This is a genomic window from Paracoccus amoyensis, assembly GCF_014490725.1.
Taxonomy (GTDB): Bacteria; Pseudomonadota; Alphaproteobacteria; order Rhodobacterales; family Rhodobacteraceae; genus Paracoccus; species Paracoccus amoyensis.
Genome location: NZ_JACOQL010000002.1, coordinates 462,358 through 483,591, shown reverse-complemented (window position 1 = coordinate 483,591; position 21,234 = coordinate 462,358). Strand labels below are relative to the sequence as shown.

The window sequence follows — 21,234 nt, the reverse complement described above, 5'->3', positions numbered from 1 at the left end:
TTGAAACAATCGGTCCGCGTCAGGCCATCTGAAAGCTGTCGCCCAGATAGACTTCCCGAACCCGCTTATCAGCAATGATTTCAGCGGTAGAGCCTGACATAAGCACATGGCCATCGTGCAAAATATAGGCCAGATCCACGATCCCCAATGTTTCCCGCACGTTATGGTCAGTGATCAGCACACCGATGCCGCGGGTCTTCAGATCCTGCACAAGTTCGCGAATCTCGCCCACGGCGATCGGATCGACCCCGGCGAAAGGTTCATCCAGCAACAGGAAGCCGGGATTCGAGGCAAGACAGCGGGCGATTTCGACCCGGCGGCGTTCACCGCCCGACAGCGCCAATGCCGGTGCCCCGCGCAAATGCCCGATCGAAAAATCGCCCAGCAATTCCTCTAACCGGTCGCGGCGGTGGCGCTGATCGCTTTCAGCCACCTCCAGCACCGCCATGATATTCTGTTCTACCGTCAACCCGCGAAAGATCGACATTTCCTGCGGCAGATAGCCAATGCCCATACGCGCCCGCCGGAACATCGGCAGCCGCGTCGCGTCCTGCCGATCAATGATCACCTGCCCGGAATCGGGCTGAACCAGACCTGCGATGCAATAAAAGCAGGTCGTCTTGCCCGAACCGTTTGGACCCAGAAGGGCCACAACCTCGCCACGCGACAGTTCCATCGAGACATCACGGATCACCGGGCGGTTCTTATAGGCCTTGCGCAATTTGCGCACGATCAGCCCGTCTTTGCTGGTCTCTGCTTTCGACATCAGTTTGCGCCCGATTGCAGGACGGAACGCACGCGGCCTTCGACCTGCGCAGTTCCGGTTTCCAGATTGACCGTCATGTTGTTGCCGGTCAGCACATTCGGCCCCTGGGTCAGCACGACATCACCCGTCAGCACGACATTCCCCGATTCGACATTATAGGTCGCCTCGGCCGCTTCGGCAGCATCTTCCCCCGACACCAGCGTCACGTTGCCGGTCGCATGCAGCGACTTGATGCGATTCTGTCCGCCCTCGGCGTAATCGACTGTCACGGTATCCGCCGCCAGGCGCATCTCACCCTGTCCGATCACGACATTGCCGGTGAACGTGGCGCTGCCATTGGATTGATTCACGGCCAGGTTATCCGCCGCCACTTCGACCGGCAGCGAGGTATCGGCTTTCATGCCGCCAAAGGTAACGTTCTGCGCCCAAACCGGAGCAGCCGCGAATAACAGGACGGTCAGCAGGGGGCGCATCATGTGATGATCCTTCCGTTGCGTAATTTTTTACAAGGTTACGGCTGGTATATCAGACGAACGCCGCCAGAAAAGTTCAAGATTGCATCGCCGTCATGCTCACCGGTTTCGCCCTTTGGCTTCAGTTCCATTTGCTGCGCGGTGATCTGACCAAAGGGTGCCCGAGCCTCGACACCATCATTGGCCGTGATTTGCGAGCGGTTGGTGGCTGCATCAATCTGGTCGGCGTCCACCGTCCACCCGGACGAGGTTGTCATCTGCACACCACCGCGCAATTGAATGGTGTCGCCTTCAACGCCCGCAGCCGGCGCCGTCAAATCGGCCTTCAAGCCATCAGGCCGCTGCCAGTCCAGCCGCAAATCCTTCCCGCCCCGCGCGTTGCCAATTTCCGCCTGGCTGGCCTCTAACCGGATCTGGGCACCGTCATCCGTCACGCCCGAATATTGCGGCGCAACCATTCGCGGATCACGCGCCATCGATTCGGCATCAACCTCGGCATAAGGGATTTGCGATTCGGTCCCCGACTGGCGCGAAAACAAGAACAGCGTCGACAACAGGACCAGCGCCAGAAGCGGTAGCAGAACCCGAAGCCAGCGAACGATACGCGTGCGGGTCATGGCCTATACCACGCCTGCCCGCAGGCAATCGTGAACCTGCAAGATCCCCTGAGGGCGGTTGTTTTCGACCGCGAACAGGCAGGTAATCTTGCGCGACTGCATCTCGGCCAGGGCGGCTTCGGCAAGCGCGTCGGGGCCAATGGTGCGCGGGTCGCGGGTCATGACCTGCGCGGCACTATTATCCAACAGTCCCTGCATATGTCGCCGCAAGTCGCCATCGGTGATGATGCCGACCAGATCGCCCTGTTCGTTGGTCACCCCGGTCACACCAAAGCCCTTTTGGCTGATGACCAGCAAGGCCTCGGTCATGGGCGTATCTTCATGCACCAGCGGCATATCGCTGTGCATCAGATCGGCCACCTTTGCCAGGCGTGCGCCCAGCTTGCCACCGGGATGAAAGGTGCGGAAATGTTCGGGCGTGAACTGGCGATGCTCCATCAGCGCGATGGCCAGCGCATCACCAAGCGCCAGCGTCATCGTGGTGGACGACGTCGGCACGATGCCAGTGCCGCAGGCTTCGGGCGCCGCTGGCAGGACCAGCGCCACATCGGCCTGACGCAGCAGCGTCGATTGCGGACGCGAGGCAACGCCGATCAGCGGAATGTTGAAACGCCGGGTATGGGCGATCAGGTCAGCCAGTTCCGGCGTCTCTCCGCTGTTTGACAGCATCAGAACGGCGTCCGCCTCGGTCACCATGCCCAGATCGCCGTGGCTTGCCTCGGCAGGATGAACGAACTGCGCAGGCGTTCCGGTCGAGGCAAAGGTCGCAGCAATCTTGCGCGCGATATGACCTGATTTGCCCATACCGGATACAATGATTCGCCCCCGAGCTTGCAGGATCACGTCGATCGCCTGCCGAAATTCGGGGCCGAGACCGTCGGCCAGCATGGCCAGCGCCTGTGCCTCGGTGCGGATCACCCGGCGGGCAGTATCAAGATATCCGTTCATGACAGCTCTTTCATTCATGGGGGCTATCTAGTGACGGAAGATGTCGTTTTCATCCCCCCACCCCAGCAGATCCAGATGGGCGCGGGCAGGAAGAAAGTCGAAGCAGGCCTGCGCCAGCCCCATGCGATTTTCACGACGCAGCCGCACTTCCAGCGCCTCTTTCAATTTGTGCAGATACAGGACATCCGACGCCGCGTATTCCAGTTGCGCGTCGGTCAGATCCGGCGCGCCCCAGTCACTGGTCTGCTGCTGCTTGCTGACATCGACGCCGACAAGTTCGTTCAACAGATATTTAAGCCCCTGCCGATCCGTATAGGTCCGCACCAGCTTTGACGCGATCTTGGTGCACCAGACGGGCGATGTGACGACGCCAAAGGTGTTTTCCAGCGCGGCAATATCAAAACGCCCGAAGTGGAAAAGCTTTGTCACCTTGGGGTCGGTCAGCATTTTGGTCAGATTCGGCGCCTCGGTCTGGCCACGCTCGATCTGGACCAGATGCGCATCCCCGTCTCCCGATGACATCTGCACCAGGCACAGCCGGTCACGACGAGGATCAAGGCCCATGGTTTCCGTGTCGATTGCGACAAGCGACCCAAGGTCCAGATCGTCGGGAAGATCGTTTTGATAAAGATGTATGCTCATAAAGCCCTGTCCGTCTGCTGTGCCACGCGCCTCTAGCACGAAAACGCCTGCGATGATCCAGCAAAAACCGTCTCCATGGGGAATGGTTTCGATTCAACTGCGGATGTCATGAAGATCAAGGATGATCAGATAAACAAACCCCCGGAGAACCAGCGTTCCCCGGGGGTTTTGTTTATGGTGCCCAGGAGAGGACTCGAACCTCCACGCCTTGCGGCACACGGACCTGAACCGTGCGCGTCTACCAATTCCGCCACCTGGGCAGGTGGTGAGGGCGGTCTCTAAAGCCAGTCATTGGGGCCGTCAATGGGGTTCGATAAAAAAGTTGCGCGAAGTTTGTCAAAACCTGTTTCGCCCTTCCGGGCGCACCAGCTTATCGCGGCAAAACGGGTCTTTCTGTCGCAGCTTTTGCCTGCATCTTGTCGCGCCCTGTCAGCTTGGGTAATGATCACTGACGAAAAGCGGCGCGAAGGAGGCGTAGGGTCCATGTCGAAACTTGTGACGATCTTTGGAGGGTCAGGTTTCCTTGGCAGACAGGTTGCGCGCGTCATGGCCAGAAATGGCTGGCGCGTCCGTGTCGCGGTCCGTCGCCCGGATGAGGCGCTTTTTACGCGCACGTATGGCGCCGTTGGGCAGGTCGTGCCGATCCTGTGCAATATCCGCGACGAAGCCTCGGTCCGTGCGGCGATGATGGATGCCGATGCGGTTGTGAATTGCGTCAACATTCTGCGCCGCGAAGGCAAAAGCAATTTTGACAATATCTTTGTTCTGGGCGCTGAAAATATTGCGCGCCTGTCCAAAGATCTGGGCGTCGAGCAGATCGTTCATATCTCGGGCATTGGGGTCGACCCCGATTCCGACAGCAAGTACATCGCCGCCAAGGCCGAGGGCGAAACGGCCGTGCTGAAGCATCGTCCCGACGCCGTTGTGCTGCGCCCTTCGGTCATGTTCGGCCCGGGGGACCGCTTCCTGAACCGCATTGGCGAAATGGCGGCGATCAGCCCCATCCTGCCGGTGGTCGGCGCAAAAACCAGATTGCAACCCGTCTTTGTCGACGATGTTGCCCATGCTGCGGCGCTGGCCGCCGAAGGCAAGGCCCAACCCGGCATTTACGAGCTTGGCGGCCCGGAAATCGTGACCATGCGCGAAATTGCAAGGCAGACCCTGCTGGAAACCGATCGCCGTCGGGCCATCGTTGGCGTGCCCTTGTGGGTCGCCCGTATCGGCTCGGGCATTTTTGGTGCCATTCAGGCCTTGACTGGCGGGATCGTGAAAAACCCGCTTCCACGAGATCAACTGATCCTGTTGTCACAAGACAATCTGGTCGACAAGAACGCGAAAGGCTTTGCAGATCTGGGTATTGAGCCATTGGCCGCCGAAGCGGTCGTTGACCAGTATCTTTGGCCATTCCGCCCTTCCGGGCAGTATGACGCCATCAAACGCTCGGCCAAAAATCTGCGCCCACTCTAAATGGAATATAATACGATTGTTGCCGCGGTCCTCGGTATTCTTGAGGGCCTGACAGAATTCATTCCGGTCTCATCAACCGGTCACGTCTTACTGGCGGGTCACTTTCTTGGCTTTCAGTCGCCGGGTCGCGCGTTCGAGGTGGTGATTCAGCTGGGTGCTGTGCTGGCCGTGCTGGGCATCTATGCCACGCGGCTGTTCCAGATATTCACCTCGGCCCCGCATGACCCGAAGGCGCGCAGTTTTATTGCCGCGGTGCTGATCGCTTTTGCGCCCGCCGTTGTGATCGGTGTGCTGGTGCACGACTTCATCAAGACGGTGCTGTTTGAAACGCCCGTCTTGATCGCAGTCAACCTGATCCTGGGCGGGATCGTTTTGCTGTTCGTCGACCGCTGGGCCAAAAACCCGAAATATACCGAAGCCGAGGATTTCCCGCTGTCGATGGCTCTGAAGATCGGCTTTATCCAGTGCATCGCGATGATTCCCGGCGTCTCTCGTTCGGGCGCGACGATTGTGGGCGCCCTGCTTCTGGGCGCAAGCAAGCGTTCGGCGGCCGAGTTTTCGTTCTTTCTGGCCATGCCAACGATGCTGGGCGCCTTCGTCTTTGATCTGACGAAAAATTGGGACGTGCTGAACTCTGCTGCTCTTGGAAACATCGCGGTCGGTTTTGTGATGGCCTTTATCAGCGCGGTGATCGTTGTCCGCTGGTTGCTGGGCTACGTATCCAATCACGGCTACGCCCTGTTTGCATGGTGGCGAATCATCGTCGGGGCCGTGGCTTTGCTGGCATTAACAGTAAGTATGTAAGCATTGATGACCTATTTTCATTGATCCAGCCTGAAATAATTCGTCGCAGGATGTAAAATCCCGCATTTAGGTCAGCACTGCTGACTTTTCATTACGGAAGCCGTAGCTTAATCAGGCTGCGGAAGGTTTGTTATGGAAGGTTGCGCAGCTATGGCCACGCAGAAGATGCTGAAGTTCGTCTCTACCCCTCGTGAGATGCCGCAAAAGCGTAGCGCGGCAGAGCGCAGCGAAGACTTCCATGAGATTTATCAGGAATTCGCCGCCGCCAAGGCCGCCGAACAGGCCAGCCGGTGCAGCCAGTGCGGCGTGCCCTATTGCCAGACGCATTGCCCGCTGCACAATAATATCCCCGACTGGCTGCGGCTGACCGCCGAAGGCCGGTTGGAAGAAGCTTACCGCGTCAGTCAGGCAACCAACACGTTCCCCGAAATCTGTGGCCGCATCTGCCCGCAGGATCGCCTGTGCGAAGGCAATTGCGTGATCGAACAATCGGGCCACGGCACCGTGACCATCGGCTCGATCGAAAAATACATCACCGATACCGCATGGGAACAAGGCTGGGTTCAGGCCGCAACGCCTGCGCAGGAACGATCTGAAAGCATCGGCATCATCGGTGCCGGTCCGGGCGGCCTGGCGGCTGCCGACATGCTGCGCCGCGAAGGATTTCAGGTCACGATCTATGACCGCTACGACCGCGCAGGCGGGCTGCTGACCTATGGCATCCCCGGCTTCAAGCTGGAAAAGGACGTGGTCATGCGCCGCAACCAGTTGCTTGCGGATGGCGGCGTCGAATTCGTGCTGAACTGCAATGTCGGCGAAGATATCAGCTTTGACGCGATCCGGGGCAAGCATGATGCGGTCCTGATCGCCACCGGCGTCTACAAGACCCGCGATCTGGATCTGGACAATGCCGATGCGGGCGGCGTCGTCAGCGCCATCGACTATCTGACCGCCAGCAACAAGGTCGAATTCGGCGATGACGTGCCCGATTACCAGGATGGAGAGCTGAACGCCAATGGCAAGCGCGTTGTCGTGATCGGCGGCGGCGACACCGCCATGGACTGCGTGCGCACTGCCATCCGTCAGGGCGCGCAATCGGTGAAATGCCTGTATCGCCGTGACCGTGCCAACATGCCCGGATCGCAACGCGAGGTGCAGAACGCCGAGGAAGAGGGCGTTGAATTCGTCTGGCTGTCGGCACCGGGCGCCTTTGCGGGCCATGTGACCGGCATCGCGGCCGAGGCGGAAGAAACCGATGTCGCCGGCCTGCCGCAAATCGCCAGCGTCCGCATTCAGAAGATGCGCCTTGGCGCACCGGACGTGTCGGGCCGCCAGTCACCCGAACTGATCGACGGTGCGGATTACGATGAACCCGTCGAACTGGTCATCAAGGCGCTTGGCTTTGAACCCGAAGACCTGCCGAAACTATGGGGTGTCGATGGGCTGGAAGTCACCCGTTGGGGCACGATCAAGGCCGATTTCCAGACGCACAAGACCACACTGCCCGGCGTCTATGCCGTCGGGGATATTGTGCGCGGTGCCAGCCTTGTCGTCTGGGCGATTCGCGACGGGCGCGAGGCGGCGGAATCCATTGCAAACTTTCTGAACGGTGACGCGCGCGTTGCCGCCGAATGAGGGGGAATCGTTGATGCACAAAGCGTACACAACCCGTACACAAGCCGTCCACAGGGCAAAGGCCATTGCGATCACCCGTCAAAAAAACGGGTCAGTAACCCTGCCCCTTCTGCTGGGCGCGGCAGCCATTGTCGCTGCGACCCTGATCCCGCAGATCACCCGCGCGGGCACGTTTTCGCCCCCGCAGGGATGCACGCTGACAGTTACGGTGCAAAATCGCAGCTGCACCGTCAGCCAGTTCTATCAGTGCAGCCACGATGCGGCGGGCGATCAGCGCACGGCGATCTTTGACAAGGACGGGCTGACCTATGAATCGCGCATCGACGCCGAAACCCGCTGGATGGAAAGCTACAGCCACCGCACCGGGATCAAGGACCGCCTGATCGCCGAGGCGCGCGACCATGCCAGCTACAGCACCCTGCTGGAAACCGGCATGGATGACTTTGATTTCTGGACAGAATCCAACACCGGTGAGCGTCTGCACCGCGTCGGACAAGACAAGCTGACCGGCCGCAAAGTCACCATCGACGGGGTCGAGCTGGAAGAAACCCGCTTTCAGCTGACCACCTTCAACGCCGCGGGCGATGTGCTGATCAAGCGCAGCGGCCAGCAATATATCAACCGCGATCTCGGCCGCTTTCTGGGCGGCACCGAGGTTGGCACGGACTGGACCGGCCAGCGGACCGAGACAAACGACAGCCCGGTCCTGTTCAGCTTTCCCGATGAGGAAGGTTACGGCGAAACGACTCCGCAATTCGACTGCGATCAGATGATGACGCAGCTTCTGCAAGAAAGGGCCCAGCTATGAGCAAGGATTGGCAGCAGGACGAACAGGCCCGCCGCGACTGGATGGCCGAACACAGCCTTTACCGGCATGATGACGAACATTCGTCCTGCGGTGTGGGCTTTGTGGTCGATATCGACGGCAAGCCCAGCCGCAAGGTGGTGCAGAACGGTATCGACGCGCTGAAAGCGATCTGGCACCGTGGTGCCGTTGATGCGGATGGCAAGACCGGTGACGGCGCGGGCATCCATGTGCAGATCCCCGTCCCTTTTTTCTATGACCAGATCCGCCGCACCGGCCACGAGCCTGACAAGGACAAGCTGATCGCTGTTGGTCAGGTTTTCCTGCCCCGCACCAATTTCGCCCAGCAGGAAACCTGCCGGACCATCGTGGAATCCGAAGTTCTGCGCATGGGCCATTACATCTATGGCTGGCGCCACGTGCCGGTGAACACCGCGGTTCTGGGCGAAAAGGCCAACGCCACCCGCCCCGAGATCGAACAGATCCTGATCCGCTGCGAAAAGGACATCGATCAGGTCCAGTTCGAGCGCGAGCTTTACATCATCCGCCGCAGGATCGAAAAAGCCGCCATCGCGGCACAGGTCACGCAGCTTTACTTCTGTTCGCTGTCCTGCCGCTCGATCATCTACAAGGGCATGATGCTGGCCGAACAGGTGGCCGAGTTTTATCCCGACCTGAAGGATGAACGCTTCGAATCCACCTTTGCGCTGTATCACCAGCGCTATTCGACCAACACCTTTCCGCAATGGTGGCTGGCGCAACCGTTCCGCATGTTGGCCCATAACGGGGAAATCAACACGCTGAAGGGCAACCTGAACTGGCTGAAAAGCCACGAAATCCGCATGGCCAGCAGCGCCTTTGGCGAAATGGCCGAGGATATCAAGCCGATCGTCCCTGCCGGTTCGTCGGATTCCGCCGCGCTGGATGCCGTGTTCGAGGTGATGGTCCGCTCTGGCCGTTCGGCGCCGATGACCAAGACGATGCTGGTGCCGGAAAGCTGGTCGAAGGCCACCACCGACATGCCCAAGGCCTGGGCCGACATGTATGCCTATTGCAACGCCGTGATGGAACCGTGGGACGGCCCCGCAGCACTTGCGATGACCGATGGTCGTTGGGTCTGTGGTGGTCTGGACCGCAACGGCCTGCGCCCGATGCGCTATGTCGTCACCGGGGACAACCTGCTGATTGCAGGGTCCGAGGTTGGCATGGTGCCGATCAACGAACATGATGTGCGCGAAAAAGGCGCGCTTGGGCCGGGTCAGATGATCGCGGTCGATATGTGGGAAGGCAAGCTTTACCACGATTCCGACATCAAGGATCGTCTGGCGGGCAGTCAGCCCTTTGGCGAATGGATCGAAAAAGTCGTCGATCTGAACGACATCATGCGCGATCTGCCCGAATTGCCACGCTTTGCCGCCGAAGACCTGCGCCGTCGCCAGACCGCCGCCGGTTACACCATGGAAGATCTGGAACAGATCCTTGCCCCCATGGCCGAGGATGGCAAGGAATCCCTCGCCTCGATGGGGGATGACACGCCGCCCGCGGTGCTGTCGAACCAGTATCGCCCGATGAGCCATTTCTTCCGCCAGAACTTCAGCCAGGTGACCAACCCGCCCATCGACAGCCTGCGCGAAACGCGGGTGATGTCGCTGAAAACGCGGTTCGGCAACCTGAAGAACGTGCTGGACGAAAGCAGCAGCCAGACCGAAATCCTGATCCTTGAAAGCCCGTTTGTCGCGACCAGCGAATTCAGCGAAATGGTCAAGATGTTCGGCGAGGCGGTGACCCATATCGACTGCACCTTCCCGGTCAATGCCGGTTCCGAGGCGTTGAATGAAGGACTGGCCCGCATCCGCGCCGAGGCCGAGGACGCCGTGCGTTCGGGTGCCGGGCATCTGGTTCTGACCGATGAGGCTCAGGGCGCGGGTCGCGTGGCGATGCCGATGATCCTTGCGACCAGCGCCGTGCATAGCTGGCTGACCCGCAAAGGGCTGCGGACCTTCTGTTCGCTGAACGCGCGCTCCGCCGAATGCATCGACCCGCATTATTTCGCGGTGCTGATCGGGTGTGGAGCCACGACGGTAAACCCCTATCTGGCACAGGATTCGATCAACGACCGGATCGAACGCGGTCTGTTGACCGGCAGCCTGATCGAAAACATGCGCCGCTATCGCGATGCCATCGACGCGGGTCTGCTGAAGATCATGGCGAAGATGGGGATTTCGGTTCTGTCATCCTATCGCGGCGGCCTGAACTTCGAGGCCGTCGGCCTGAGCCGTGCGATGGTGAACGAATATTTCCCCGGCATGCATTCGCGCATCAGCGGCATCGGCCTGCATGGCCTGCAAGCCAAGGTCGAGGATCTGCACCGCAAGGCGTTTGCGGCCGACAATATCGAATTGCTGCCGGTGGGCGGCTTCTACAAGCTGCGCCGGTCGGGCGAAAAGCATGCTTGGGAAGCCAATACCATGAAGATGCTGCAACTGGCCTGCGACAAAGCCTCGTATGACCTGTGGAAGCAATATAGCAAGACGATGCGGGCCAACCCGCCGATCCACATCCGCGATCTTCTGGACATCAAGCCGCTGGGCAAGCCCGTCCCGATCGAGGAAGTCGAAAGCATCACCAGCATCCGCAAGCGTTTCGTGACACCGGGCATGAGCCTTGGCGCGCTGTCGCCCGAGGCGCATATGACGCTGAACATCGCCATGAACCGCATCGGCGCCAAATCCGACAGCGGCGAGGGTGGCGAGGATCCGGCGCATTCCGTGCCGCTGCCCAATGGCGACAATCCTTGCGCCAAGATCAAGCAGGTCGCCTCGGGCCGGTTCGGGGTCACCGCCGAATATCTGAACGCCTGCGAAGAGCTTGAGATCAAGGTCGCTCAGGGCGCGAAACCCGGTGAGGGCGGTCAGCTGCCCGGCATGAAAGTGACTGCGCTGATCGCGCGTCTGCGCCATTCGACCCCCGGCGTGACGCTGATTTCACCGCCGCCGCACCACGATATCTACAGTATCGAGGATCTGGCCCAGCTGATCTATGACCTGAAGCAGATCAACCCGCGCGCCAAGATCACGGTGAAGCTGGTGGCATCTTCGGGTGTTGGCACCATCGCGGCGGGCGTGGCCAAGGCCAAAGCCGATGTGATCCTGATTTCCGGCCATAACGGCGGCACCGGCGCCAGCCCTGCAACCAGCATCAAGTTTGCCGGTCTGCCATGGGAAATGGGCCTGACCGAGGCGCATCAGGTTCTGGCCATGAACCGCCTGCGGGAACGGGTGACGCTGCGCACCGATGGCGGTCTGCGCACCGGACGCGACATCGTCATGGCCGCCATGATGGGGGCCGAGGAATACGGCATCGGCACCGCCGCCCTGATCGCCATGGGCTGCATCATGGTGCGCCAATGCCAGTCGAACACCTGCCCGGTGGGCGTCTGCACGCAGGATGAAAAGCTGCGGGCGATGTTCACCGGCAGCGCCGACAAGGTGGTGAACCTGATCACCTTCTATGCGCAGGAAGTTCGCGAAATTCTGGCCAATATCGGGGCACGCAGCCTTGATGAGGTGATCGGTCGCGCCGATCTGCTGACGCAGGTCAGCCGTGGCGCCGCGAACCTTGACGATCTGGACCTGAACCCGCTGCTGATCACCGTCGATGGCGCGGACAAGATCGTCTATGACCGCAGCAAGCCGCGCAATGCCGTGCTGGACACGCTGGACGCCGAAATCGTCAAGGATGCCGCGCGCTTCTTTGAAGAAGGCGAAAAGATGCAGCTGTCCTATGCCGTTCGCAACACGCAGCGGACGGTCGGCACGCGCACATCCAGCATGATCGTTCAGAAATTCGGCATGCGGAACAAGCTGCAACCCGATCACCTGACCATTCGCCTGACCGGCAGCGCCGGGCAGTCGCTGGGCGCCTTTGCGGCCCCCGGTCTGAAGCTGGAGGTCAGCGGCGATGCCAATGACTATGTCGGCAAGGGCCTGTCAGGCGGCACCATCGTGGTTCGGCCGCCAATGGCCAGCCCGCTGGTCGCGGTGGACAACACCATCATCGGCAACACCGTGCTTTACGGCGCAACCGACGGCTATCTGTTCGCCGCTGGCCGCGCGGGCGAACGTTTCGCGGTCCGCAACAGCGGCGCGACGGTGGTGATCGAAGGCTGTGGCAGCAACGGTTGCGAATACATGACCGGCGGCGTCGCGGTGATCCTTGGCCGGATCGGTGCGAATTTCGGGGCGGGGATGACCGGCGGCATGGCCTATCTGTATGATCCCGCAGGCATCGCCCGCGATTACATCAATCCCGAAAGCCTTGTCATGGTGCCGGTCACGCAGGATCACTGGGAAACCCAGCTGAAAACGCTGGTCGAACGCCACTTCAAGGAAACCGGATCGCGCCGGGCAGAAGAAATCCTGCAGGATTGGGAGGCCGAGAAAGCCAACTTCCTGCAAGTCTGCCCGAAAGAGATGCTGGCCCTGCTGCCCTATCCGATCATGGATATGGAGGAAGTGGCAGCGGTGCCCGCCGAATAGCGCAGCCTGGCCCAATGACACGCAAAACGCGGCCCGGATCGGGCCGCGTTTTTTTTGTTTCAATGGATGTCGCGGATCAGAACTGCCGCCCGATCAGACGGTCCAGCGAAAAACGTCCGCCGCCATGCACCACGAAATACAGCATCAGGCCCAGCCACAGCAGCGATGTTTCCGCGCCGCCATAGCCTTCTGCCTTCAGAACCCAATGGTAATAGGTCGTGACGCACAGCACGATCGAGCCTGCGACGGCGACAGGGCGCGTCAGCAGGCCCAGAAGCAACAGCAGGCCGCCGATAAATTCGGTCCCGGCCAGCAAGGGCGACCAGAACGCGGCGGGGTAGAAGCCGATCATCTCGACCATGCCGGCGGTGCCCATGGGGTTATTGATCTTGGGCCAGCCGTGCATCATGAAGGCAAAGCCTGCGATGACGCGCATATAGGTCGTGACCAGTGGGGAAAGCCCGGCATAGACGGACCCCAGTGAAGGGATGATCAGGCGGGTGGCACCCGCATCGGTATTGGGTTGAAAGCTCATCATAATCTCTGAAATTGTGGCCGCATGGCGGCGCAGACATGTTTATTCGGCCGGGTATGGCCGGGGACTGTTCTGGAAAGGTCGCGATCAGGCGCGTGGAGGCCGGAATGGCGCGGGCACCACAAGGCCCGTGTGAACGGCCTGGCGCGTCATGAAGCGGTGGATCTGCGCCTTTGGGCCGATCAGCACGGGCGTCGTATTCAGCAAGAACTCGCAGCAAACGCCACCTTTGCGCGCGCCGTCAGACTGGGCCGCGGGCAAGGCGGTCGCATAGCACATGTCATCGGCCTGCATCTGCGACGAACAGGACGTCATCGTCAGGTCCGCACGGGCGACCGAGAAGGTCATAGCCACAAACGTGACCATCAGCATGAGGATAGCAAATATGCGCATCGACCAGCCGGATTGTTTCTGCCGTCCATATGCCTTGGACAAGGCCATGCTGGCAAGAGATTGCTTGCATTATACAATTGACAGTTTCGTGGGAACCTTGGGTCCGTTAGCGTGGTTCACGCATCGAGATTTGCAAATGCTGTCACAGGGGGATTTCATATGTCGGAATTGATTGTTGTTGCCTTCGACGACGAAGCCACAGGGTTCGATCTGCGCACCGAGCTGGTGAAAATGCAGAAGGATTACCTGATCGAGATGGAGGATGCCGTTGTCGTCACCCGTTCATCCGAAGACGATATCAAGCTGCATCAGGCGGTGAATCTGACCGCATCAGGTGCCGTTGGTGGTGGCCTTTGGGGCACGCTGATCGGTCTGCTGTTCCTGAACCCGCTGCTGGGCGCGGGCATTGGCGCGGCCTCGGGCGCGATTGCAGGCAAGCTGACGGATATCGGGATCAACGACGATTTCATGCGCGAAACCGCCAAGGCGTTGCAGCCGGGCGGCTCTGCCGTTTTCGTGCTGGTTCGCAAGATGACGCCGGACAAGGTGCTGGAACGTCTGAAGGCATTCAATAAAAACGGTCGGATCATCCAGACCTCGCTGACCAACGATGCCGAGGAAAAGCTGCGTCAGGCGTTTTCGGGGAATGCACCGACAGCCTAGGCCCTTGCTGAGGGCAGCGAAACAGACAGCAACCGGGTGATCGCTCGCCCGGTTGTGTTTATGTCAGGCCGGTTTGCGCCAGCGACGCAGAGTACCAAATCCAAGGACCGCGCCCGCCAACAAAGGCAGGCTTGCCGGAAGCGGAACCGGCGCCGGTTGGGAGGATTCGTAGGTCACATCCGACAGGCTGAAATTGACATTAGAATAGTAGTAGATCTCACTTCCATCCGCACTTTCCACGTAATCGGTACCGTAGCTATAGCCGCCGCTGCCATTGTTAATAAAGAAAACCGATCCGCGTGACTGGGCGGTGTCTGTGAAGTCAAGATTGCCCGGATTTGGCCCAGTAGGTGACTGGCTGTTGAAGCCATTTTCAACGCCGCCGAAATTACAGTTCTGCTCATTCAGGTGGCAGAGAATACCAGTCAACCTATTGTCATCGTAGGTCAGCGCAATACTGCCTGCGTAACTCTCACGGAAACTCATTCCATAAGGCAGCAAAGATGGATCAACTGTGCTGAACCGATCTGGGCAAGGTGCCTCCTGCTCAACACGGGGACCACAAAACAAGACCCCAGAGTCGAGTGTCGCATTGAAAGTAAAGGTTTCCGTGACGGTTGCTGCTTTGACAATTATCGGCGCAAAGGCAAATGCAAGGATAAGCAAGACGGATTTGACCAAGCGTGCCATCAAATTTCCTCCAACTATTTACTTAAAAAAGGCACCAAAAACATATCATAGATGCGTCAACAACCATACGTTTTCTAAGTCCATTAACGTAAATTAGCTTGATGCAAGCCAACCGAAAGCTGTTCGATTTCCCATGCATTCCTTGACGCTGCGTGGTCAAGCGTGACAAAGCCAAGATCATGATCCTGCGCATGTTGTTCCGTCCCCCTGCGATTGACCGGGAGCCCGCCGAGGGAAAGCCGCCTGCGGTCGTCCGCTGGCGGCCGCTGCGGCGGTTGCTGATCTGGCTGCGCTGGTTTGCGCTGCGCTGTCTGCTGCTGATGGCGGTGTTGGTGATGTTTTACGCGCTGATAAACCCGCCCACGACATGGACGATCGTCAAGGAAGCGCAGGAACATCCGATTGCACCGCGCAGATGGGCCAATATCGAAGATATCGCCCCTGTCATGCTGCGATCAGTGGTCGCGGCGGAAGACGCGAACTTCTGCCTGCACTGGGGCTTTGACATGAACGAGATCCGCAATGTCGTCAAATCGGGCGGCAGCCGCGGCGCATCGACGATTACCCAGCAGACGGCCAAGAACGTCTATCTGTGGCAAACCAGAAGCTGGCCCCGCAAGGCGCTGGAAACGGCCTTTACGCCGATGATCGAGGCGTTTTGGTCCAAGCGGCGCATTCTGGAGGTCTATCTGAATGTGGCAGAATTCGGACCCGGCGTTTTCGGGGTCACGGCCGCATCGCAACAGTTCTACGGCACCACGCCAGACCGTTTGACGGCGGTTCAGGCCGCGCGGCTGGTCGCTGTTCTGCCGGCGCCAAAATCCCGCAGCCCGCATCAGGCCTCGCGTCGTTCGCGGGCGATTGCCGATGGCGCGGCGACAATTGCGCGGGATGCCCGCTCTGCCTGCTTTGAAAGCGGTGGAGAAGGTTGAAACGGGATCGCCGCAGCCGTATCAAGACGCCGTTGCGCAAAAAGGGGTCTGAGAGCAGTCGATGAATACAAATACACAGACCACGCGGCTTTATCACACAGCATTGTCGCCATTCTGCCGCAAGGTTCGGCTGGTTCTGGCGGAAAAGAAAATCGAAGTCGAGCTGGTCGAAGAGCGGTATTGGGAAAATCCCCCGGAATTGAAGCGTCGCAACCCCGCAGGCAAATTGCCGGTGTTGCGCTATCGCGGGAACATGTTGTCTGAAAGCCAGGCCATCATCGAATACTTGGATGAGGCCGTGCCAAATCCGCCGCTGATGCCGCAAACCCCGCTGGAGCGTCACGAGGTGCGCCGGCTATGTGCGTGGTTCGATGACAAGTTCAACGCTGAAGTGACCCAGCCCATCATGATCGAGCGGGTCTGGAAAAAAGTGACGCGGGCCGGTTATCCAGACAGCAGGATCGTCAAGGATGGGTTGCGCGCGATCAAGGATCATATCGATTATCTGACCACGCTGCTGGAAACGCGGCGCTGGCTGGCGGGGAGCACGATGTCCCTGGCAGATTTCACGGCGGCGGCGCATTTTTCCTGTCTGGATTATATCTCGGATGTCGATTGGGACCGATCAGAGATCTTGCGCGACTGGTATGCGACGATCAAATCCCGGCCTGCCTTCCGCTCGGTTCTGGCGGATCAGGTTCCGGGCATCCATCCGGCCCCGCATTATGCCGAGCTTGACTTCGGATAAGTCAGGGGGGCGTCGCCCCCCATCGTCGGACGACGATTCCCCCCAGGATATTTCCACACAGGAGATGCTGAAACATGCTTTGGCCGCCGAGGCCGAAACAATCGGCTTTTCACGGATGCGGATCACCAGGCCCGATGCCGTGCCAGAGCTTGCGGCGCGGTTACAGGAATTTCTGGCGGCGGGGCGCCACGGACAGATGGGCTGGATGGCCGAACGGACGCATTGGCGCGGCGATCCGGCGGCACTGTGGCCCCAGGCCAAATCTGTCATTGTTCTGGCAGAACTGTATACGCCGGACCATGATCCGCTGGCGGTTCTGGAGCAATCGGACCGGGCGGCGATCAGCGTCTATGCACATGGCAAGGATTACCATGATCTGGTCAAGAAGCGGTTGAAGCGTCTTGGCCGCTGGCTTTTGGAACAGGTCCCGGGCGAAGAAATCAAGGTCTTCGTGGACACTGCCCCCGTGATGGAAAAGCCGCTGGCGCAGGCTGCCGGGTTGGGCTGGCAGGGGAAGCATACCAATCTGTTGTCGCGCGATCTGGGCAGTTGGTTCTTTCTGGGGTCAATTTTCACCACCATTGAATTACCCCCCGACGAACCCGAGGCTGAACATTGCGGATCATGCCGCGCCTGTTTGAGCATTTGCCCGACAGGTGCATTTCCGGCGCCGTTTCAACTGGATGCAAGGCGCTGCATTTCCTATCTGACAATCGAGCATTCGGGACCGGTGGATCCTGAGCTTCGGCCATTGATGGGCAATCGCATCTATGGTTGCGATGATTGTCTGGCAGCCTGTCCGTGGAACAAATTCGCTCAGGCCGGGACCGAGATGCGCTATCGCGGCATTGTCGAGGCGCCCCCCTTGGCCGAACTTGCCGGGCTGACCGATGCAGCATTTCGAGAGCGCTTTTCGGGTAGCCCGATCAAGCGGATCGGGCGGGATCGCTTTGTGCGCAATGTGCTGTATGCCATCGGCAATTCGGCGGAACCGGCTTTGATCGCCGCGGCCGAAGCTCTGGTCGAGGATTCGGACAACGCGGTTTCCGATGCTGCCAGATGGGCTGTTGAGCGGCTGCGCAGCTAGATCAGGAAGTCATCGGCATCCAGACGCAGATGGCCATCCAGTCGGATCAACATATCGGCCCGCCCATCGCTGTCGACGTCGATCTGGATATGCGTATCGCCGCGACTGTGAAACCAGCGGACTTGGCGGGATCCATCAAAATCATCCTGCCCGATATAGGTCAGGTTCAGTTTGCGCAGGTCCAGATGGTCCTGATTGGGGCTGAAATCTGTAATGAAATCGGCCTGTCTTCCCGGTCGGCTGTCGTTGGGGCGCAGATAAACGAAGTTATCCGCGTCGCGACCACCGGTCAGTCGGTCCGGGCCGGCGCCACCAATCAGGGTATCCACGCCGTCACCGCCAAACAGCACATCCCGCCCGGCACCGCCGTCCAGCCGATCATTGCCCCCGCCGGCAATCAGGCGATCATCGCCCGCCTGGCCAGACAACCTGTCTTTCCCCGCCCCCGCATTCAGGACGTCGTTATGAGCGCCGCCGAACAAGGTATCCGCGCCTTTTCCCGCGACTATCCGATCTTTGCCTGTTCCGCCGGAAAACCAGTTATTGCCGAACCGGTCATCCAGAAGGTCATCGCCGAAACTGCCTTGCAACGTGTCGTTATCCTGCCCGCCAAAAAGACGGTCATTGCCCGCACCACCATCCAGCCGATCATTGCCAGCCCCTCCGTCCAGCCGATCATTTCCCGTATCGCCCAGCAGCCAGTCATTTCCAGCGCCGCCCTCAAGACGGCTGCTGCCGGCGCCTGCGAACAGGCGGTCGTGGCCGTTGCCGCCGCGAAGGGTATCAAGACCGGCATCGCCGTAAAGCCGATCATCGCCCGCGCCGCCCGACAAAAGGTCGTGGCCCGCCCCGCCGCGCAATGTGTCGCGGCCAGCCCCCGCCGTCAGCGTGTCGCGCCCGATGCCGCCATCGATCTCATTATTGCCCAAACTGTCCCGCAGCAGGTCATTTCCGGCGTCACCCTGAAGCGTATCGTTCCCCGCATCGCCGTTCAGGCGATCATTCCCGCCTGCGCCACGCAAATGATCATGCCCGGAACCGCCAGCAAGGATATCGGCACCTGCGCCGCCAATCAGCGTATCTTCATGATTGCCCCCGTAAAGCGTGCTGCCATCATCACCCGCCAGCAACAGATCGTTGCCATCTTCACCATAAAGACGATCCCGCCCCGCGCCCCCGGACAAGCGGTCGTTTCCCGCACCGCCGCGCAAAAGGTCATTTCCGCTGTCGCCGCTGAGGCTGTCAGAACCGGCGCCGGCTGTCAGGGTGTCATGGCCCTTGCCACCATCCAGCAGATTATCGCCTTCGGTATCCAACAGGCTGTCGTCGCCATCACCGGCAAACAGGCTGTCATTTCCAGCGTCTCCAAGCAGGGTGTCATTGCCCCCTTCTGCGCGCAGCAGGTCATTGCCGTTTCCGCCACGCAGGCTGTCTGCACCGTTGCCGGCGATCAAGGTATCGCGGCCATTGCCGCCCAGCAGGTGATTGTTCCCAAGAGCGTCGCTGAGAAGGTCGTTCCCGTGGCCGCCTGACAATGTGTCGTGCCCCGCCTCACCATAAATTCGGTCGGACTCGCCATCGCCATACAGACGGTCGTTCCCCTTCCCTCCCCATATATCGTCGCGACCATGGTTGCCGTAGATCAGATCGTGCCCGTCATCCCCCCTGAGGATGTCGTGGCCTGTGCCGCCAAACAGCCGGTCATTGCCGGCGTAGCCGCGCAGCGAGTCATCGCCGCCTTGCCCACGCAAATCATCGTGGCCATCTTCGCCCATGATGGTGTCGTGCCCATCGCCGCCGGAAATGATGTCATTGCCCGCGCGGCCATAGATGATGTCTGATCCGCCCGCACCGACCAGCGTGTCCGGGCCATCGGTGCCAAAGATCCATTTCCCCATCGTCGAGAGCTGATCGGGGGCGCGGTTCTTGACCGGATCCAGCTCTGGCAGCCAGTAATGCGCAATCGGAAACATGTCGTTGCTGAAATCCGCCGGGTTCAGCGGCTTGCGGTCATGGCTTTTGATATCAAGGATCGAGGTGCCGTAAGTGATCCGTAGCCCATCGGCGCGGGGCAGAAATGTCATTTGCCATGTGCTGCGGATCATGCCCAACATGGACAAGTCCAGCTGATCGAGGCCCGACTGGTAATCCGTGATCACGATGCGCCCGCTGACACGGGTCAGCACGAAAGTATCAGCACCCGCCCCGCCGGTCAGGGAAATACCGGCATCGGCAGTCACCAGCATATCGTCGCCGCCACCGCCGTTGATCGCAGTCGTCCCCGCGCCTGCAATCAACACGTCGCTGCCCGCCGTTCCGATGACAGCGCCCGGTTTGACAAAGCCGGTCAGGCGAATATCGCCGGGATCAAACGAAAACTGGGTCAGGCCGACCTCGGTCTTGCTGGTGACATACAGCGAAATCCGGCCATCGATGACATTGGCTTTCATTTCCCCGACATTCGCCAATGTCAGGCTGTTCGTATCCGCAATCGAACGGAGGAATACCAGTCGGCCGTCCGGCAGCAGGGTAAAGACACTGATCCCATCGTCCGAGCCGCCGACGAACACAAAGGCACGGCCATCAACGACCGCCGTCGCCATGGCGGAAACGGACTGAAACCGGGTCGTCAGCTCATCCACGATGTGATCCGTGGTTGTCAGCGCCCCGGTCTTGTCCAACCGGAAAATGGATATCGAGGATGAGGTCGCCCCGGCGACGACCAGAAATGTCTTGTTCCCGACCTGAACCGCCTCGACCTGCGAAGGAACGTAATAGCCGGTTCCCTGACCCGCGACATGCATGGCACCGCCAGATAATGTGCCCGTGGCCGACAACAGGTGCGTCGAGATGAAATTGCCCAGCCCAGAAATCGCGACCAATATCCTTTGGCCATCAACCGTGGCGTCGATGACCTGGTCCAGCGATGCCCCCTCCATCGCGTCGCTGGCGTTCAGTTTCACGGATGAGATATTGGGTGACAGACTGCCGTCCGGGCGCAATTGCCGGACATCCAGTTGCAGGATCGTCTTATGCGCCGAATAGATCAGATCATCCCCAACCTGCCCCATGGCCGAGATTTTTGCGCCGGCGGCACCGTCGCTGAACAGTCGGGACAGGTTTTGCAGCATGCCCGATGATGAGGCGGCCATCCCCAGGGCTTCGGCGCGACCCAGTTCCCCCAGATGCAGATAGGCCCCGTTCGGCGTGGTCAGAACGGTCAGATCAGGTTCGCCCTGGTACGTCATATCGGGCGGAAAGGCCTTGCCATGCACGCGAATAATGGGCTGGTCCGGGTCAGGGATGCGATAGCTGGACACACCCCCGCCAAAGCCATTGACAGCAAACAGCAGCCATTGCCCGCCGATCTGGGCTATTTCCAGATCTGTGACATTGAATAGCCAGCCTCTTTGAGTGGTGCCGAACGTCACCACATTCTGATAGGTAAGCATCGCCCGACCGCGTTGGACATACAGGCAGGCAAGCTAGGT

At 59.9% G+C, this 21,234-nt stretch carries 18 protein-coding genes and 1 tRNA gene; 9 read left to right on the top strand and 10 right to left on the bottom strand.

Going from position 1 to position 21,234, the window contains the following annotated elements; genetic code table 11:
* Positions 1 to 19: 19 nt before the first annotated feature.
* The 6 genes from lptB to H4P12_RS07180 all read right to left on the bottom strand — a co-directional run bounded on the left by lptB (position 20) and on the right by H4P12_RS07180 (position 3,706).
* Positions 20 to 766: an LPS export ABC transporter ATP-binding protein gene (lptB, locus tag H4P12_RS07205; protein WP_187792980.1), complete on the bottom strand. Its 747-nt coding sequence runs from the start codon at positions 764 to 766 to the stop codon at positions 20 to 22.
* Entirely contained in the window at positions 766 to 1,239 is a 474-nt protein-coding gene (gene lptA, locus H4P12_RS07200) for a lipopolysaccharide transport periplasmic protein LptA (protein WP_425498209.1), read from the bottom strand. Before lptA ends, lptB begins: the two co-directional genes overlap by 1 nt.
* Before the next feature lie 38 nt (positions 1,240 to 1,277).
* Entirely contained in the window at positions 1,278 to 1,856 is a 579-nt protein-coding gene (locus tag H4P12_RS07195; protein ID WP_187792978.1) for a hypothetical protein, read from the bottom strand.
* A gap of 3 nt (positions 1,857 to 1,859) precedes the next feature.
* Complete coding sequence (locus tag H4P12_RS07190) at positions 1,860 to 2,804, bottom strand: KpsF/GutQ family sugar-phosphate isomerase (protein WP_187792977.1); 945 nt, start codon at positions 2,802 to 2,804, stop codon at positions 1,860 to 1,862.
* Between the two features lie 27 nt (positions 2,805 to 2,831).
* Positions 2,832 to 3,446, bottom strand: a complete 615-nt coding sequence (locus H4P12_RS07185; protein ID WP_187792976.1) for a ribonuclease D — start codon at positions 3,444 to 3,446, stop codon at positions 2,832 to 2,834.
* A gap of 175 nt (positions 3,447 to 3,621) precedes the next feature.
* Positions 3,622 to 3,706 (bottom strand) — tRNA-Leu (locus H4P12_RS07180).
* Between the two features lie 223 nt (positions 3,707 to 3,929).
* Here H4P12_RS07180 and H4P12_RS07175 point away from each other — a divergent pair.
* The 5 genes from H4P12_RS07175 (at position 3,930) to gltB (ending at position 12,695) form a co-directional block, all read left to right on the top strand.
* Positions 3,930 to 4,913, top strand: coding sequence for a complex I NDUFA9 subunit family protein (locus H4P12_RS07175; RefSeq protein ID WP_187792975.1), 984 nt, complete (start codon positions 3,930 to 3,932; stop codon positions 4,911 to 4,913).
* Positions 4,914 to 5,717, top strand: coding sequence for an undecaprenyl-diphosphate phosphatase (locus H4P12_RS07170; RefSeq protein ID WP_187792974.1), 804 nt, complete (start codon positions 4,914 to 4,916; stop codon positions 5,715 to 5,717).
* A gap of 150 nt (positions 5,718 to 5,867) precedes the next feature.
* Positions 5,868 to 7,352 (top strand): NAD(P)-dependent oxidoreductase, encoded by a 1,485-nt coding sequence (locus H4P12_RS07165; protein WP_187792973.1) that lies wholly within the window; start codon positions 5,868 to 5,870, stop codon positions 7,350 to 7,352.
* 13 nt (positions 7,353 to 7,365) lie between these two features.
* On the top strand, positions 7,366 to 8,160 hold the full coding sequence (locus tag H4P12_RS07160) for a hypothetical protein (RefSeq protein ID WP_187792972.1): 795 nt from the start codon (positions 7,366 to 7,368) through the stop codon (positions 8,158 to 8,160).
* Positions 8,157 to 12,695: a glutamate synthase large subunit gene (gltB, locus tag H4P12_RS07155; RefSeq protein WP_187792971.1), complete on the top strand. Its 4,539-nt coding sequence runs from the start codon at positions 8,157 to 8,159 to the stop codon at positions 12,693 to 12,695. The genes H4P12_RS07160 and gltB overlap by 4 nt, the downstream gene beginning before the upstream one ends.
* A 76-nt stretch (positions 12,696 to 12,771) precedes the next feature.
* Here gltB and H4P12_RS07150 read toward each other — a convergent pair whose 3' ends face one another.
* On the bottom strand, positions 12,772 to 13,230 hold the full coding sequence (locus tag H4P12_RS07150; protein WP_187792970.1) for a DoxX family protein: 459 nt from the start codon (positions 13,228 to 13,230) through the stop codon (positions 12,772 to 12,774).
* Positions 13,231 to 13,317: 87 nt separating this feature from the next.
* Positions 13,318 to 13,623 (bottom strand): hypothetical protein, encoded by a 306-nt coding sequence (locus tag H4P12_RS07145; RefSeq protein WP_187792969.1) that lies wholly within the window; start codon positions 13,621 to 13,623, stop codon positions 13,318 to 13,320.
* Between the two features lie 159 nt (positions 13,624 to 13,782).
* On the opposite strand from H4P12_RS07145, the gene H4P12_RS07140 reads away from it, so the two are divergent.
* Entirely contained in the window at positions 13,783 to 14,286 is a 504-nt protein-coding gene (locus H4P12_RS07140) for a DUF1269 domain-containing protein (RefSeq protein WP_187792968.1), read from the top strand.
* 63 nt (positions 14,287 to 14,349) lie between these two features.
* Here H4P12_RS07140 and H4P12_RS07135 read toward each other — a convergent pair whose 3' ends face one another.
* Positions 14,350 to 14,976 (bottom strand): VPLPA-CTERM sorting domain-containing protein, encoded by a 627-nt coding sequence (locus H4P12_RS07135; protein ID WP_187792967.1) that lies wholly within the window; start codon positions 14,974 to 14,976, stop codon positions 14,350 to 14,352.
* Positions 14,977 to 15,155: 179 nt separating this feature from the next.
* Here H4P12_RS07135 and mtgA point away from each other — a divergent pair, with 179 nt between their 5' ends.
* The 3 genes from mtgA to queG all read left to right on the top strand — a co-directional run bounded on the left by mtgA (position 15,156) and on the right by queG (position 17,743).
* Positions 15,156 to 15,908 (top strand): monofunctional biosynthetic peptidoglycan transglycosylase, encoded by a 753-nt coding sequence (gene mtgA, locus H4P12_RS07130; RefSeq protein WP_281390412.1) that lies wholly within the window; start codon positions 15,156 to 15,158, stop codon positions 15,906 to 15,908.
* A gap of 61 nt (positions 15,909 to 15,969) precedes the next feature.
* On the top strand, positions 15,970 to 16,656 hold the full coding sequence (gene fzlA / locus H4P12_RS07125; protein ID WP_187792966.1) for an FtsZ-binding protein FzlA: 687 nt from the start codon (positions 15,970 to 15,972) through the stop codon (positions 16,654 to 16,656).
* Positions 16,657 to 16,720: 64 nt separating this feature from the next.
* Positions 16,721 to 17,743: a tRNA epoxyqueuosine(34) reductase QueG gene (gene queG, locus H4P12_RS07120; RefSeq protein ID WP_187792965.1), complete on the top strand. Its 1,023-nt coding sequence runs from the start codon at positions 16,721 to 16,723 to the stop codon at positions 17,741 to 17,743.
* Here the strand turns inward: queG and H4P12_RS07115 are convergent.
* The gene (locus H4P12_RS07115; RefSeq protein WP_187792964.1) at positions 17,740 to 21,195 is read right to left on the bottom strand and encodes a calcium-binding protein; all 3,456 of its coding nucleotides are present in this window, start codon (positions 21,193 to 21,195) and stop codon (positions 17,740 to 17,742) included. The two genes, queG and H4P12_RS07115, sit on opposite strands and share 4 nt — an antisense overlap.
* Positions 21,196 to 21,234: the final 39 nt, after the last annotated feature.